The organism is Pantoea sp. SORGH_AS_0659 (genome assembly GCF_031453915.1).
Classification (GTDB): Bacteria; Pseudomonadota; Gammaproteobacteria; order Enterobacterales; family Enterobacteriaceae; genus Pantoea; species Pantoea leporis.
Genome location: NZ_JAVJAK010000003.1, coordinates 626,627 through 642,310 on the forward strand (window position 1 = coordinate 626,627; position 15,684 = coordinate 642,310).

A 15,684-nucleotide genomic window follows, 5' to 3' on the forward strand; every position below is an offset into this window, starting at 1 on the left:
GAATGGCAAGTGTTACCCTGACGATTGCCCGCAAGCGTGATGTGCCGCGCCGCCTTCAACCGGCGGTTTGGGGTGCGCTCATGCTGTGGTGGGCGCTGGTCGCGCTGATGGTGGCGGTGCCGGATAAGCCGCAGGGTTTTAACGCCCCGCGCTTTGTCAATGAAACGCACGAGCTGTTTGCCGCCATCGCGCTGCTTCTCACCGCGCTGGCGATTGCCTCGGGTCTGTTCCCGCGGCTGACACTACTCGCGCCGCTCAAACGCAGCGGTCCGTGGCTGATTGTGCTGGCGCTGCTGATTGGCCTGTGGGAAACCGTCACCGGCAAACTGGCGCTGCTGCCCGCGCCGTTTTTCGCCCCGCCGCGTGCGCTGGTCGAAGCCTACGCCACCGACTGGCCGCGCCTGCTGGATAGCGTGCTCAATTCGCTGCGTCTGCTGGCTTTCGGCTTTATCTACGGCAGCGTGGTTGGCTTTATTACCGGCGTGGCGATTGGCTGGTCGCGCGGCTTGGGTTATTGGGTGCATCCGATTCTGCGCTTCCTTGGCCCGGTACCTTCTACTGCGCTGCTGCCGCTGTCGCTCTACTTCTTCCCGTCAAGCTTCTCGGCGGCGGTATTTCTGATTGCGCTGGCGACCTGGTTCCCGGTGACGGTGCTAACCTGGTCGGGCGTTTCCAGCGTTGATACGCGTTATTACGATGTGGCGCGCACGCTCGGTGCCAATTCGCTGTTCCTCGTGTTGCGCGTGGCGGTGCCGGCAGCGCTGCCGCACTTGTTTGTTGGCCTGTTTATGGGTTTGGGCGCGTCGTTCTCGGTGCTGGTGGCGGCGGAGATGATGGGCGTGAAATCCGGGCTCGGCTGGTATCTGCAGTGGGCGCAAGGCTGGGCGGCTTACGCCAATATGTACGCCGCGCTGATTGTGATGGCGCTGCTGTTCTCTTCGCTGATCTCCCTGCTGTTCCTGGTGCGCGATCGCCTGTTGTCATGGCAGCGCAGCGCGGTGAAATGGTAACGACATACATTGCGTAATAAATTGCGCCGCCACGGTATGTGCACCCATCCGTAGCGGCGCGATTTATCGTGCAATCATTCAGGCTCATCTCATCTATTTATGAGGTCGATTATGGCTGCAAAAATTTCTGCTTCTATCACTGAACTGATTGGTAACACGCCGCTGCTGCGCCTGTCTCGCTTCGCACAGCAACACGATATTCAGGCCGATTTGGTCGCCAAACTCGAACTGTTTAATCCCAATCACAGCGTGAAAGATCGCATCGCCCTCAGCATGATTGAAGCCGCCGAACGCAACGGCATTATTCAGCCCGGCGATACGCTGGTTGAAACCACCAGCGGCAACACCGGCATTGGGTTAGCGGCGATTGCGGCGGCGAAAGGCTACAAGTTCCGCGTCTATATCAATGATTTTGTTAGCATCGAACGCAGCCAGATTATTCAGGCGTACGGTGCCGAAGTGGTGCCGTTCAGCACCATTGAAGGGTTCAAAGCGTTTTACGATGCCAGCAACGGCGATTTCGTCGCCGCCACCAAATGGCTGGCCGAGCAGGTCACCGCAGCGGAACCGGAAGTGCACTTCCTGCTGCAGCTGGATAATCCGGCCAATCCGGCGGTGCATGAACGCACCACCGGGCCGGAGATCTGGCGCGACAGCGGCGGCGAGCTGGATATCTTTATCGCCGCCGTCGGCACCGGCGGCACGCTCTCCGGCACCGGACGCTATCTCAAACAGCAGCATCCGGGATTACAGGTTATCGCCGTGGAGCCGGGCGTGGGTTCACAGCCGAGCGAACTGCGTCCGGATCCACTGGAGATCACCGGCGTGCATGCGTTTAGCAACCAGACGCCTGAGCGTATTCCTGCCAATCTCGATCACCGCGTTTACGATGAAGTGATCGCGGTGGAAACCTGGCAGGCGTATACAGCGGCGCGGCAGCTGGCGTTGAGCGAAGGTGTGCTGGTAGGGGATTCGTCCGGGGCAGTGTTGTGGGCGGCCCAACAGGTTGCAGCGCGACCGGAGAACCGTGGCAAGCGCATTGTGGTGTTGCTGGCTGATGGCGGCAGCAGTTATTTAACCACCCAGCTGTTCGCGCATCAGGTACCAGCCGAATCGCTGAAGCTGGCGAGCGCCGTGCAAACCTCCAGGAAAATCGCCTGAAAATAATGCGCGATAAATCGCACCGCTACAGAATCCTGCATGTATTCTTAGCGGCGCGATTTCAATTTAAACCAGCACGTTGCTGGTAATCCCCTTAGCAAACAGCAGCGGATCGGTTTCCGGTCGTAACACGTTGATCGCCTTTAAATCGCGCGCATACACGTCGATCTCATTCACAAACGCGTTCCCCACCGAATAGTGTCCGTGCGTATGGGTTTTCAGCACGCTGGCGATCTCCTGCGGCGTGGTGTTGAGTGCCTGGCCGTTAAACTCGCTGCCAATTGCTTCCGGGTGTTTGGCCGCATAAGCATGCGCCTGCAAAATCGCGTGGGTGATCGCCGCCGCCACTTCCGGCTGCTCGCGAATCAAACTGCCGCGCGTGCCCACCACACAGCAACTCAGTCTGGCGTACTCGTCCATTAAGTTGGTGCCAATCTCACGGTAGCCCGGCTTCTGGGTTAAGCGCCACATCACCGGATCGGAACCGCTGGCGGCCTGAATCTCGCCCTTCTCCAGCACCATCGGCAGCAAATCCTGCGGGAACACGCGCCAGTCGACATCGGTATTGGGATCGACGCCGTGCTTTTTCAGCATCAGCGAGAAGAAGTTTTTATCCGCGCCCGCCATGTCGGTGACACCGATGGTTTTGCCTTTCAGCTGCTCCAGCGTGGTCGGCCCGCCATCGCGCGCCAGCAGGCGCATACAGCCGCCATGCGTGCCGGCGGTGAGTTTGACGTCAAAGCCCTGCTCCAGCGCTTTCAGCCAGCGCAGCGCCATGCCAATAGCGGCTTCGGCTTTGCCGGTGGCGATGGATTCCAGCAGCAGTTCGGTGGAGTTGCCGAAGTTAACGAACTCCACTTCCAGGTTGTGCGCTTTAAAGAAGTTATGCTGATCGGCCACCACTACCGGCGCAAGGCAGATGGCGTTGAGATTGACCGCCAGACGCACATGCGTTGGCTTCGCCAGTGCCCATTTTCCGGGGCCATCTTGCAGTAAATCGCCGGGCATCTGCATGCCCGCCATATGATCATCGGCAAACACGCGGCCCGGTAACGTTGCCGCCATCGCCGCAGCGGCGGAATATCCCAGAAAATGCCGACGGGAAACTAAATAATTATTTGGCATTAAATGACTCCCAAAAATAAATGCAGGTGAAGGTGTTGACCCTAATTAATGGCTCGCGCAGAAACAGCCATTGCAAATTAACACTTCCACCGGCGGCATAATTATGCCGATTCCGCATGTATATAGCCGGTTTATTGCTTTTACAGCGGTGGCAGAACAGGAAACAATTAAGCCTGATTTAATAAGGGGATTAATAACGCATGGCAAATAACCCGCCCTTTCTGGCTGAAATATTGCCGGTGATTATTCAGGCCTTAGAAAAAGACGCTGAAGAGGTTGATCGCAGCGGCGAATTTCCTAAAACCGCTTTTAGCGTGTTGCGGCAGCATGGCTTGCTGCATTTTGTATTGCCGACGGCGTCGGGCGGCAGCGGCGGCGATCTGCTGGCAAGCCAGGCGATTATCCAGGCCGTGGCGCGCGGCGAACCTTCTGCAGCGCTGATCCTCATCATGCAGTATCTCAACACGCGTCGCCTCGACGACAGCTCAAACTGGCCAGACGCGGTGCGCCGCAGGGTGGCGGAGAGCGTGATTCGCGACGGTGCGCTGATCAATGCGCTGCGCGTCGAACCCGAATTAGGCACGCCCGCGCGCGGCGGATTGCCCGCCACCCGCGCACGCCGCACCGCTGAAGGCTGGCGCATCAGCGGCGAGAAGATTTACTCCACCGGCAGCTATGGACTGAGTTGGTTTCTGGTGTGGGCCAGCAGCGACGATGCCGATCCGCTGGTCGGCGGCTATCTGGTGCCGGCCAACGCGCCCGGCATCCACATTATTGATGAGTGGGATCACCTCGGCATGCGCGGCACCTGTAGCCATCGAGTGGTGCTGGACGAGGTGCTGATCCCGCTCGATCACGCGGTCAACGTCGCGCCGTGGAGCACGCCGCGACCCGGCCTCAACGAAGAGGAATCGCTGTGGATGGCGGTGCTGCTCGGTTCGTTGTACGACGCCATTGCGCATAGCGCACGCGACTGGTTTATCGCCTTTTTGCAGCAGCGCGTGCCGGCCAATCTTGGCGCACCGCTGGCATCATTGCCACGCTTCCAGGAGCTGGTTGGCCGCATCGATACGCTGCTGTTTACCAGTCAAACTCTGCTGAGCAGCGCTGCCCAAGGCCACGTTGCCAGCGGACATGCCGCGCAAATCAAACAGGTGGTGACCGAAAACGCCATTCGCAGCGTGCAGCTGATGGTGGAAAGCATCGGTAATCATGCGCTGACGCGCCACCATCCGTTACAACGTCACCTGCGTAACGTGCTGTGCGGCCGCATTCATACGCCGCAGGACGACGCCATTTTCACTTCCGTGGGCAAATCCGCCCTTTCTGCTGAGAGGAGTACATCATGACGCTGGAATTTATTGGTCTGGAGGGTAATCAGAAGAAATACGGGCTGCCATAAAAAAGCCAGCTTAAGGTGATTTCACGGGGGTATTATAGGGTGCGCATGACACGCACCCTAAATTTTGATTAAAAACGATACGTCGCAGAGACAGAGAAATTACGCGGATCGCCGTACACGATGCCGCCATTGCTGACGTTGGTGTCGTACTCTTTGTCGAACAGGTTGTTGATGTTCGCCTGCAGCGAGACGTTTTTGGTGACGTCGTAGCGTGCGAACAGATCCACCACCGAGTAGCTGCCCTGACGTGCGCGCCAGGTGCCTTCGCCGTCTGGACCGCCAATGTCGCCGTAGGTTTTCGACTGCCAGGTCACGCCACCACCCAAGGTCAACTGATCCAGCATCGGCAAGCGATAGCTGGTGAAGAGGTTGAATGAGGTGCGTGGCAGTTGAGAATTGTAGTTCTCGCCTTCGCGATCTTGCGCCACATAACTGGTACCGCCGAAGGTCATCTGCCAGTTATCGGTTACCGCGCCGTTGACTTCAAACTCTACGCCACGGCTCACTACGCCACTTTTACCCACATAGATGGCATTGCCCGTTTCCGGGTTAGTTTCGCCGGTCGCTTCGCCAACATTATCCAGCTCGGTGCGGAATACGGAGATCGAGGTAGTCAGGCGGCTGTTAAACCAGTCCGATTTCACGCCCGCTTCGTAGTTTTTGCCAATCACCGGCGCCAGGAATCCGCCCGAGGCATCCTGATAATCCTGCGGCTGGAATACCGAGGTGTAGCTGGCATACGCCGACCAGTTGTCGTAGAAGTCCCAAATCACACCACCGTACGGCGTGATGTTGTTCTTCTCCATCTCTTCGCTCAGCGTCTGACGATTCCAGTTGGTATAACGCGCGCCGAGAATCACATGCAGCGGATCGGCCAGCGAGATGCGGGTTGCCAGATAAGCAGATTTCTGACGTACCAGCTGTGTATCTGAAGCCGGTTCGCGCGGATCCCAGTTGGATTCCGGGAAATCGCCGTTGTAGTTATTGAAGTTACCCAGCTCTGCTGATGAGATGTTCTCCCACGAGCTGTAGTACTTGTTGTCCTGACGACTGTAGTTAACGCCAATCATCAACTCATGCTGACGTCCCAACAATTCGTATGGGCCGCTGGCGAAGGCATCCACCGCATCCACTTTACGTTTGCCGGTGTTATAGCCGGTGCCGCCGATAACCGGATAGCCGGCGTAAGAGGAAGAGCCCGCGCCGGTGGTTTTATCAAAGAAGCCATCGATATACAGCTGTTTGCTGTCGAGGAACATTTCGTTATGCGTGCCGTTAAGCGTGATGTTCCAGCCGTTATCGAAGTTTTGCTGCAGGTTAACAAAGACCTTTTTGTTTTCTTTGTTGTTGTAAGCCCAGTCTGGCGCGGTGTTGTAACCACGACGCAACTTCGTTTGTGAGCCGTCGGTATACCAGCGCGGTGTGCCGCCCCACATTGGCGAATCGGTGTTTACCTGGGTGAATTCGTAACCAACCGACAATTTGGTGGAGTCGGTCAGATCAGCGTCAACCACGCCATAAACGAACTTTTTGTCTGCGCCGTAGCGTTCGATAAAGCTGTTTTTGTCTTCATAGCCCGCAACTAGCCGACCACGCACGTTCCCTTCAGGCGACAGCGGTGCAGAGAGATCGGCAACGTAACGCTGCTTGTTCCAGCTGCCGTAGCTGGCGGAAACATCACCGGTGAACTCTTTGCTATCGGCGTGCTTGCGCACCATGTTGATGGAGGCGGAAGGATTACCTGGGCCAGTCAGCAAGCCGGTGGCACCGCGCACCACTTCGACGCGCTCATACAGCGCCATGTCGCTCTGCGCGTCGCCAAGGTTCCAGCGTGAGGCGAAGGCAGTTGGAATACCGTCGACCATATAGTTGTCGATCAGGAAACCGCGCGAATAGTAGTTGGTGCGGTCCATATCGGAAGAGACGCCGTGGATACCGGTGGTGTTCTTCAGCACATCGTTCAGCGATTGCAGCTGTTGGTCTTGCATACGCTGCTTGCTGACGATTGAAACCGATTGCGGAATATCGCGCGCGGTGAGCGCCATTTTGGTACCGGCACGCGTCACCGGTACGCTGTAATCCTGTGCCGCCTGCTGTTGCTGATCGGCGTTGGCGCTGGCATCCACGTTCAGCGTCTGTTCGGTGTTGGTGGTCTCTGCTGCCTGCGCGATACCCGACGCAACCATCACAGCCAGTAAAGAGAGACGTAACGCACGCTGAGGCGCACTGCCGGGTTTCCTGACGCGCAAATCACTGAAAGACATACGATTCCTCAATCAACTTATCGTTATTTTTTTGCGGCACCGCTGCTGACGTCGGAAAGAGGAACGACAGTAAGGAAGCCGTTAAGAAAGCAAATGAGAAATATACGCATTAAGATTTCCAATGCAAGAAATTGTTACCAGTTTACTGACACTTTTACACTTGGTGAAAAGCCTTATTCTTCAACGAGTAATAGTTGACTTACGTTATTTTCAGGAAGATTCATGGCGGGGCTTTCGGCAACTATGTGAAATTGAACAGATTCTTATGTGTACGGTAACCATTTATGGCGACCTTCACACGCACCGCATACACACGCATAATCAATCACCCACTATTATTCTCCTTACTCTCCCGCGTCACGTGAATAAGCCAAATAGCTCGATAAAGCGTCACGGAATATAAAGGAATCTCTGATCACCCGGATATTTTACAGACAATTCTGCCCACGTTTGATTATTTTACTTTGGCAAAAAATCTCGTAGAATGCTTCCCTTTACACCAGTTAAATAAGTAATAAGGATTAATACATGAGCGATGCACTTAAAGCATTGAACAATCTTCGTACGCTGCGTGCCGAGGCGCGTAATATTGACGTCGCAGCATTAGAAGAGATGCTGGAAAAATTCGCCGTGGTCGTCGCAGAGCGCCGTGAAGAAGCGGAAGCAGAAACTGCAGCCCAGCGCGAAAAAGAAGAAAAGCTGGCGCTTTATAAAGAGATGTTGTTGAAAGACGGTATTGATATTAGTGACCTGGCGCAATTAACTACCCAGGAAAGCAAACCCAAGTCGAAACGTGCTCCGCGCCCCGCGAAGTATAAGTTCATCGACGAACAGGGTAACGAGAAATTGTGGACCGGCCAGGGCCGTACGCCATCACCGATTAAAGCCGCACTGGAAGCGGGCGGTTCAATGGATGATTTCCTGATTTAATCGGTGACTTGCTGTACAGCGCATGAACAGTAAAAACGCAGCGTAAGTGCTGCGTTTTTTCGTTATTACTTCTGCGCGTTAATCTGTTTGATATACGCTTTTAAAACGTCGTAAACATAATCCTGGCAAGCGATACCGGATTGCGCATCATACTTGCCGTTAAGTCAGATAATCTCCCGGAAATATCTGACGTCTTTTACTAATAAGCTTATTTCAGAACCGCACAGGCCTGCGCAATTCTGCGGCCCGCTTCACGCACCGTTTCAATGTCGGTGGCAATCGACAAACGGAAATAAGGTGATAATCCGTACGCGCTGCCCGCCACGCCAGAGACACCGCTTTCCAGCAGATAATTCATCACATCTTGCTCGCTTTCGATCTTCTGACCATCGGGACGCGTTTTGCCTAATAAACCGGCGCAGCGACAGAAAATAAAGAACGCGCCATCAGGATTAAGCACGTCAATTTCCTGCACCGGCTTTAACAGCGCCATAATCGCATCGCGGCGATCCTGATAAGCCGTGCGTTGCGGCGGCAAAAAGTCGAGTCCACCGTTATACGCCGCCACCGCCGCAGCCTGGCTGATCGCGCTGGCACCGGAGCTGTTTTGCGACTGCACCACCACCATCGCGTCGATCAACGCTTTAGGCCCGGCACCGAAACCGATGCGCCAGCCGGTCATGGCGTAGGTTTTCGACACGCCGCCCACCAGCAGAATACGGTCGGCTAAATCCGGCGCAACGTGCAGCAGGCTAATATGTTCACGGCCATCAAACAGAATATGTTCGTAGAGTTCATCCAGCATGATCAGCACATCAGGATGATCGCGCAGCACCGTCGCCAGCGCGGTCAGCTCATCTGCGCTGTACACCATACCAGAAGGATTGCCGGGATTGTTCAGCACCAGCCAGCGGGTTTTGGCGGTGATCGCCTGCGCCAGCTGTTGCGGCTGCAACTTGTATTCCTGCTCCAGCGGACAAGCCAGCAGCACCGCCTCACCGCCGTTAAAACGCACGCTATCCGGGAACGTCGGCCAATAAGGCACAGGCACAATCACCTCATCGCCTCCATTCAGCGTGGCGGCAAAGGCGTTGAAGATAATCTGTTTGGCACCGTTGGCGATGCAAATTTGCGCCAGCTCATAATCGAGCTGATTTTCATTTTTCAGCTTAGCCAGCACCGCTTTGCGCAGCGGCGTGGTGCCGTTGGTCGGCGTGTAGCGCGTTTCACCGGCTTCCATTGCCGCCACCGCCGCCTGGCGAATATGCGCGGGCGTATCAAAATCTGGCTCACCGGTGGTGAGATCGAGAATATCCACGCCCTGCTCTTTCAGCTGGCGCGTCAGTTGACGCGCCGCCGCATTGGCAGAGAGCGACACGGACTGCACACGCTTTGATAAGGTGACCATGTTGAGCTCCTGAATGGGTTAGACCACCGGCAAGCCGAGGTTTTCACGCAGCGTGGCGAACTCGTAATCGTCACGGAACAGGCCGCGACGGCGCAGTTCAGGGATCACCAGCTCAACAAACAGATCCAGCTGCTCGGACATGATCGCCGGCATAATATTGAAACCATCCGCGCCGCCCTCGTTCATCCACAGCTCGAAATCGTCAGCGATATCTTCGGCGGTACCGACAATCACGCGATGTCCGCGTGAACCAGCAGCCACCGCCGCCAGCTCGCGCAGCGTCAGATTTTCGCGTTTCGCCATATCGGTCATCAGTTTAACGCGGCTCTGGTTGCCCTCGCCCAGAGGCACTTCTGGCACCGGACCATCCAGCGGGAACTGGCTGAGATCCATGCTGAAACGCAGCGACAGCTGACGCAGACCGTTTTCGATGTCCACCAGCGTGTTAAGCTCTTTCCACAGTGCTTTGGCCTCTTCACGGGTGCGGCCCACAATCGGCATCACGCCCGGCATAATCACCACATGATCCGGATTACGACCAGCGGCAATGACCTGATCTTTCTGCGAACGGTAGAAGGTTTGCGCTTCTTCGAGGCTGGCAGCCGCGGTGAAGATCACTTCCGCGGTTTCCGCCGCCAGTTTCTGACCATCGGCGGAGGAACCGGCTTCGATGATCACTGGACGACCCTGCGGCGAACGGGTGATATTCAGCGGACCCTGCACCTGGAAGTGCTCGCCTTCATGGTTAATCGGCTGGATTTTTTCATCAACAAAGTACGCACCGGTCTCTTTGTTCGGCTGCACCGCGCCCTCTTCCCAACCGGCCCACAGCTTGTCAGCCACTTCGAGGAATTCGCGCGCACGCGCATAACGCTCGGCATGGTTTGGCATATCGTTGCGGCTAAAGTTACGCGCTACATCGGTAGAGAACGAGGTCACCACGTTCCATGCCGCGCGACCACGGCTGATGTGATCCAGCGAAGAGAAGCTGCGCGCCATGGTGAACGGATCGCTAAAGGTGGTAGACGCCGTTGCCGCCAGACCGATGCGTTTGGTATTCACCGCCAGCGCCGACAGCATGGTCAGCGGCTCAAGGCGCGCCATGGTCGATGGCAGGCGATACATGCTGGTGGCCAGCGCATCGCCAACGAAGAAGAGATCGAATTTACCGGCTTCGGCTTTTTTGGCGATGGTGATCAGCCAGTCGATGTCAGTTGGATCGCCGAGCTTTTCCGTCAGACGCCAGCCGCTGACGTGTTGTCCTACCGGCTGCACGAAAAGGCCTAAACGGATGCGGCGTTGTTGTTTTGAGTTAGCCATTAATTTGTCCTGGTCAATAAAAAGTGGTGCGATTTAAAACGTGTTCTCGGTCGCCAGCAGCGCCTGTTCCAGCGCATCGGCAGAGATGCGGAATGGCAGACGTTCGGCGCTGGCCGCCGGAAATTTAATCTGTTCTGCGATGGTGCGAATCGTCGCCGCGCGGTCACCGGTTAACGGCGCTAAGGTCAGCGGCATGTCGTACGCACGCAGCAGCGTCAGCAGATCGGCATCCGGCACGCCGTCATGCTCAATCAGCGATTGCACCAGCAGGCTGTAACCCACTTTTTCACCGTGCAGCCATTGATGCAGTTCCGGCTGATGCGTCAGACGATTGTGAATAGCGTGAGCAAAACCTGGCGTCGGCAGCACATCGCGCACGCTGTTGGCTAATCCGGCCAACACGATATTGGCATCGATGATTTTCACCAGCTCCGGCGTGACCTGCTGTTGCTGGTTAGCGGCTACCGCCGCCGGGCCCAGCTCGCGATAAAGATCCAGCGCGCGTTTGGCGGTCATCACTTTGAGATCCAGCGCCAGATCGTTAGGATTGTTACGCTGATACGGATAGAACTCGTAATATTTTGCCAGCGCATCAACGATGCCGGCCTTCAGGTAACGCACGTCGCTGCGCGCGATAATCTCGCTATCGACCAGTACCAAATCCGGCATTTTGCCCAGCGGCTGGCTGCGCACATGGCCGCCCTGCTCGTTGTAAACAATCGCCACCGGCGACCAGGCAGCGCAAGTCGCGGCAACCGTCGCGAAGTTGATCACCTTGAGATTGGGCAGCTGGCTACCCACCGCTTTTGCCGCATCCAGCACGCGCCCGCCGCCAATCGCAAACAGCAGTTCAGCGCCCTGCTGCTCGACATTGTGCTTCAGGGTTTCAATCGCGGCATCGGTGCATTCACCGGTCAGATACTCTATTTCCCAGCGAATATTATTGGCTTCAAGGCTCTGGGTTAATTCCGGATTAACGGCCTGCCAGGCGCGGGGGGAAGTAAAGACGCGAATATGGGAAGCGTAAGGTTTGATAAATTCACCGGCGCGCGCACGCAAACCGGATTCATGTGCATATGCACGCGGAGATTTGATCGCTAACACGGCGTCACCCTGATTAAGAATAAGGCTATAACGGATTAAATTAAGATAATTCAGAGGGTTAATACAGAATAGTTATAGCGCTATGTATTTTCTGCATACTACGGTAAATAACGATTTAAGCAATGCAAAAGGGGAGATTTCATTTTCACAAATTCGCATTAGCTTAGTTATTTTTCACATATAGCGGGGAATGGCTTTGCTGGTAATCTGAACCCTTATAACAGACGAGCACCTTGCGTAGCGGCGCAATTTATTGCGCGATGAATCGCGCCGCTATGGAAGGTGCCTGTTTTTTGATTCTCCGCCTGATGGCGGTTTTTTCCCGGGGATGTCTATGTCACTTGAATTTCGTCAGGTTAGAGAAGACGAGGTGGAAACCTATCAGGCGCTGATGCATGCCGCGTATGCACCCACGCTGGCGCTCGGCATTAAATTTGATGCCGCCACCGCCGACCTTGCCAAGACACTGCGTCATCTGCAGAGCCACGGTGTTTATGCGCTGTATGCCGATGATGTGATGGTCTCATCCGTTACCGTACGCTATCCGTGGGGACCGCTGCCCGGCCCGTTTGGCCTGCCGCATATCGGCTGGTTTGGCGCGCATCCCGATTATCCCGGCCAGCAATTTGGTCGTCAGGTGCAGGATCGTCTCGAGCAGGAGATCTTGCTGGGCCAGTTACGCGCGCCTGCGGTGTCGCTCGGCACCGCCACTAGCCATCCGTGGCTGATCGAGATGTACAAAAAGCGCGGTTTCCAGCTGATGCACACCACCGATCTCGGCAAAGGGCATATCACGCAATATATGAAGAAAGTACTGGATGAAAGCGCCCACGATGCGTGGTTAACACGCCAGGCGGCACAACAAGGAGTAAAAGCATGAGCCAATCTCTCGACACCTTAGGCGAACAGCTGATCGCTTTCCGCCATGAACTGCACCGTTTTCCCGAGCTCTCCAATCAAGAGTTTGAAACCACCGCACGAATTCGTCAGCAATTAGAGCAACACCAGATTCGCGTGCTGGATCTCCCGCTCAAAACCGGTTTAGTGGCGGAAATCGGGGCGGAAAAAGGCCCATTGATGGTGTTACGCTCCGATATTGACGCGCTGCCGATTGAAGAGCAGTCAGATGTGAGCTTCCGATCTGAACGTCCCGGCGTGATGCACGCCTGCGGCCACGACTTTCACAGTTCGGCGGCGCTGGGGGCAGCGATTCTGCTCAAACAGCAGGAAGATACGCTGCCAGGTCGCGTGCGTATTCTGTTCCAGGCCGCTGAAGAGACCGGCCAGGGCGCGCCCGATGTGATCGCGACCGGCGCGCTGGATGATGCGGTGGCAATCTTCGGCATTCACAACGATCCGTCTCTGCCGCCAGGCGTGATTGGCAGCAAAGCCGGTCCGCTCACCGCAGCGGTCGATCGCTTTGATATCAGCATCACCGGCATGGGTAGCCACGCCGCCAAACCGCATCAGGGTAACGATCCGATTGTGATTGCCGCGCAAATTGTCTCGGCCGCACAAACGTTGATTAGCCGCAATGCCCCATCCGGCGATAACGCGGTGGTCTCGATTACCCAGATTCACAGCGGCAGCACCTGGAACGTGATTCCTGATAGCGCCTGGCTGGAAGGCACGGTGCGCTCCTTCTCGCAGGAAACGCGCGAACGTCTGGAGCAGCGCTTCCGTGAAATCGTGCAAGGTATCGGCGCCGCTTTCGCCGCCGAGGTGAAATTCAACTGGCACGCGGGTCCGCCATCGGTGGTAAATGATGCGCATTGGGCGGATTTTGCCTTGCAGCAGGCCAGCGCCAGCGGCTTTGAGGCGCGCGTGGTGGAAGCCAGCCCAATCGGCGAAGACTTCGCGTTCTATCAGCAACAGCTGCCGGGCGCGTTTATGATGATTGGCACCGGCGAGCCTTACGCGCTGCACCATCCGGCGTTTCGCATCAATGATGATGTGCTGCTGCCGACGTCGCGCTATCTCGCCAATCTGGCGGTCGCAGCGCTGAAGAGCGTGAGCTGATGAGCCTCACTGCCGCGCTGGCTGAGCGCATTGTTCACAGCCAACCGGACGCCGCCGCACGTAATGCGGCGCGCGAAGGGGTGCGTGATTTCCTCGCCGTCAGCTGGCCGGTGCTGCAAGGTCAGGTGCCAGACAGCGGATTACCGGCGCTGCGCAGCGTATATGGCGACGGCAGCGCGCGATCCAACGCGCTGCTGCTCGGGTATGCCAGCCACGCGCTGGATTACGATGATTTCCATGCGGATTTTCGCGGGCATCCCAGCGTGGTGATTCTGCCTGCGCTCTTTGCCTGGCAGCAGTTGCAGCCCTCTGAGCTGGATCAGTTTCTTGATGCCTATGCGGTCGGCGTGGAGGTTGCCGGACGTTTAGGCCTCGCCGTCAGCCAGCAGCATTACGCTTTAGGTCATCACAATACCGCGACGCTTGGCACAGTTGCCGCTGCCGCCGCGCTGGCGCGTTTGCTGGCGTTAGATGTGGCTGCCACCGCAACGCTGCTCGGCATCGCCACCACGCAGGCCAGCGGCTTACGTGCGCAGTTTGGTTCGGCGGTAAAGCCGCTGCATGCCGGGTTTGCAGCTGAACGCGCGGTGAGCGCCGCACAGCTGACGCTGGCAGGCTTTGATGGCAAGCAGGACGGCGTGATTGACGCTTTCATCTCCGCCACCAGCAATGGCCAGGCGCAGCCGGAAAAACTGATTGAGCATTGGGCGCAGCCGTGGCGCATCGTCGCGCCTGGGCTGGAATTCAAACCCTTCCCCACCTGCGCCGGTACGCACAGCGCCGCCGAAGCCACGCGCATCTTGCGCAATCAATGGCTGGCGAGCGGTAAATCACTGGAAAGTTTGCTGGAAAACATTAGCGAAATTAGCGTGGCGTTTCCGCCGGGCGGTGATATTGCGGCATCGGTGCGCGTTCCAACCAACGGCATCGAAGCGCGTTTCAGTCTGGAATATGTGATCGCCGCGATGCTGATGTATGGCGATTTGCGTTTGCAGGATTTTGCCGAAGGCGAGTTGAATCAAGAGGTGATGCCGCTGGCAGCAAAGGTGCGTCGTACGCCAGATGAAGGTGCGCCACCGGATGCGATTAACCCGGCGCTGCGTTTTCATCTGGTGACGATTACGCTACGCGATGGCTTGCAGTTGCAGCATCACCGCACACGTCAGCAATCGCTGGCCGATGCGGTGGATGTCGCAGGCAAGCTGCGCGCGGCACTGCAGCAGGAATCTCCGCTACGTCAGCAACAACTGCTGAACAGCAGCGAGTTGGCTAACAGCACGCATCTGGCGCAGTTAACCCAGCTGCTCGCTTAAAGCGTTTCGACCGGCTCCAGCGCATCCTGAATGGCATCGGCCAGATTTGCGATCTCATTGGCAACCGCCTGCAAATCCCACGATGCCTTTGATCCGCTGGCAGAGGTTGAGGCGCTAACTGACTCTTTTGCCACCGCTAATGCCGCCGCAACCGCAACGGTGCGTTTATGCTGCTCAACCGTGACGCCAATCGGTGGCTGTGTGAAATAGTCGTTGACCATCGTATCTCTCCCTTAAGTGTTAAAAAAATAAATGAATCCTGGAGAGGTATTATGGGGGAATTACAGCAGAGTGCACTCTAAATAGTGAGCCGCCAGCGGCGGCTCGACCGATTTTCAGATTTTAGGTTGCTGATCTTCAGGGAATTCAGTATCGCGGGGTAAATCATCATCTTCGTCAGGTAATGTTTCATCATCACCTGGCAGTGGAATTACATCATCATCTGGACGTTCTGACATACGTACCTCCGTAAACCCGAATTGGGTTAATTAAAGTGTAGTAATGAAATAAATTAAACATCGCCCTTCTTTTCATTATGTGAGTTAAGCGTAAGAAATCGCGCAACAATAATATCTTCAATTCTTCGTACCGCTTCACTTAAATAATAAAAATTCACGCTGGGCTTATT

General features: G+C 56.2%; 14 protein-coding genes. 7 read left to right on the plus strand and 7 right to left on the minus strand.

The window, feature by feature from the left end; all coding sequences use genetic code 11:
- Positions 1-2 precede the first annotated feature (2 nt).
- Together Q3H59_RS24090 and Q3H59_RS24095 are read left to right on the plus strand one after the other, a co-directional pair.
- Entirely contained in the window at positions 3-1,010 is a 1,008-nt protein-coding gene (locus Q3H59_RS24090; RefSeq protein WP_192412842.1) for an ABC transporter permease, read from the plus strand.
- 111 nt (positions 1,011-1,121) lie between these two features.
- On the plus strand, positions 1,122-2,171 hold the full coding sequence (locus Q3H59_RS24095) for a PLP-dependent cysteine synthase family protein (RefSeq protein ID WP_192412839.1): 1,050 nt from the start codon (positions 1,122-1,124) through the stop codon (positions 2,169-2,171).
- Between the two features lie 66 nt (positions 2,172-2,237).
- On the opposite strand, the gene Q3H59_RS24100 is transcribed toward Q3H59_RS24095, so the two are convergent.
- Positions 2,238-3,296 carry an ABC transporter substrate-binding protein gene (locus Q3H59_RS24100; RefSeq protein ID WP_210080245.1) on the minus strand — a complete coding sequence of 353 codons (1,059 nt, stop codon included), beginning with the start codon at positions 3,294-3,296 and terminating at the stop codon, positions 2,238-2,240.
- 200 nt (positions 3,297-3,496) lie between these two features.
- Here Q3H59_RS24100 and Q3H59_RS24105 point away from each other — a divergent pair, with 200 nt between their 5' ends.
- A complete protein-coding gene (locus Q3H59_RS24105) occupies positions 3,497-4,645 on the plus strand; it encodes an acyl-CoA dehydrogenase family protein (RefSeq protein WP_280173057.1) in 1,149 nt (382 codons plus the stop codon).
- Between the two features lie 121 nt (positions 4,646-4,766).
- Here Q3H59_RS24105 and fhuE read toward each other — a convergent pair whose 3' ends face one another.
- Positions 4,767-6,962: a ferric-rhodotorulic acid/ferric-coprogen receptor FhuE gene (gene fhuE / locus Q3H59_RS24110; RefSeq protein WP_280173056.1), complete on the minus strand. Its 2,196-nt coding sequence runs from the start codon at positions 6,960-6,962 to the stop codon at positions 4,767-4,769.
- A 528-nt stretch (positions 6,963-7,490) separates the two neighbouring features.
- Here fhuE and Q3H59_RS24115 point away from each other — a divergent pair.
- The gene (locus tag Q3H59_RS24115) at positions 7,491-7,892 is read left to right on the plus strand and encodes an H-NS family nucleoid-associated regulatory protein (protein ID WP_101761355.1); all 402 of its coding nucleotides are present in this window, start codon (positions 7,491-7,493) and stop codon (positions 7,890-7,892) included.
- Positions 7,893-8,100: 208 nt separating this feature from the next.
- Here the strand turns inward: Q3H59_RS24115 and Q3H59_RS24120 are convergent, their stop codons facing one another.
- From Q3H59_RS24120 to Q3H59_RS24130, 3 genes are read right to left on the minus strand one after another with little or no spacing between them, the layout of a single operon-like run.
- Positions 8,101-9,300, minus strand: a complete 1,200-nt coding sequence (locus Q3H59_RS24120) for an aminotransferase class I/II-fold pyridoxal phosphate-dependent enzyme (protein ID WP_309837730.1) — start codon at positions 9,298-9,300, stop codon at positions 8,101-8,103.
- Between the two features lie 18 nt (positions 9,301-9,318).
- On the minus strand, positions 9,319-10,620 hold the full coding sequence (locus Q3H59_RS24125) for an LLM class flavin-dependent oxidoreductase (RefSeq protein WP_101761353.1): 1,302 nt from the start codon (positions 10,618-10,620) through the stop codon (positions 9,319-9,321).
- Between the two features lie 33 nt (positions 10,621-10,653).
- Positions 10,654-11,724 (minus strand): iron-containing alcohol dehydrogenase family protein, encoded by a 1,071-nt coding sequence (locus tag Q3H59_RS24130; protein ID WP_309837732.1) that lies wholly within the window; start codon positions 11,722-11,724, stop codon positions 10,654-10,656.
- A 334-nt stretch (positions 11,725-12,058) separates the two neighbouring features.
- Here Q3H59_RS24130 and Q3H59_RS24135 point away from each other — a divergent pair, with 334 nt between their 5' ends.
- From Q3H59_RS24135 to Q3H59_RS24145, 3 genes are read left to right on the plus strand one after another with little or no spacing between them, the layout of a single operon-like run.
- The gene (locus Q3H59_RS24135) at positions 12,059-12,604 is read left to right on the plus strand and encodes a GNAT family N-acetyltransferase (RefSeq protein WP_101761773.1); all 546 of its coding nucleotides are present in this window, start codon (positions 12,059-12,061) and stop codon (positions 12,602-12,604) included.
- Positions 12,601-13,743 (plus strand): amidohydrolase, encoded by a 1,143-nt coding sequence (locus tag Q3H59_RS24140; RefSeq protein WP_101761351.1) that lies wholly within the window; start codon positions 12,601-12,603, stop codon positions 13,741-13,743. Before Q3H59_RS24135 ends, Q3H59_RS24140 begins: the two co-directional genes overlap by 4 nt.
- Entirely contained in the window at positions 13,743-15,056 is a 1,314-nt protein-coding gene (locus tag Q3H59_RS24145) for an MmgE/PrpD family protein (protein ID WP_309837735.1), read from the plus strand. Before Q3H59_RS24140 ends, Q3H59_RS24145 begins: the two co-directional genes overlap by 1 nt.
- Here Q3H59_RS24145 and Q3H59_RS24150 read toward each other — a convergent pair.
- Together Q3H59_RS24150 and Q3H59_RS24155 are read right to left on the minus strand one after the other, a co-directional pair.
- Positions 15,053-15,277 (minus strand): hypothetical protein, encoded by a 225-nt coding sequence (locus Q3H59_RS24150; protein ID WP_007890034.1) that lies wholly within the window; start codon positions 15,275-15,277, stop codon positions 15,053-15,055. The genes Q3H59_RS24145 and Q3H59_RS24150 overlap by 4 nt on opposite strands.
- A gap of 114 nt (positions 15,278-15,391) precedes the next feature.
- The gene (locus tag Q3H59_RS24155) at positions 15,392-15,514 is read right to left on the minus strand and encodes a hypothetical protein (RefSeq protein ID WP_255421536.1); all 123 of its coding nucleotides are present in this window, start codon (positions 15,512-15,514) and stop codon (positions 15,392-15,394) included.
- Positions 15,515-15,684: the final 170 nt, after the last annotated feature.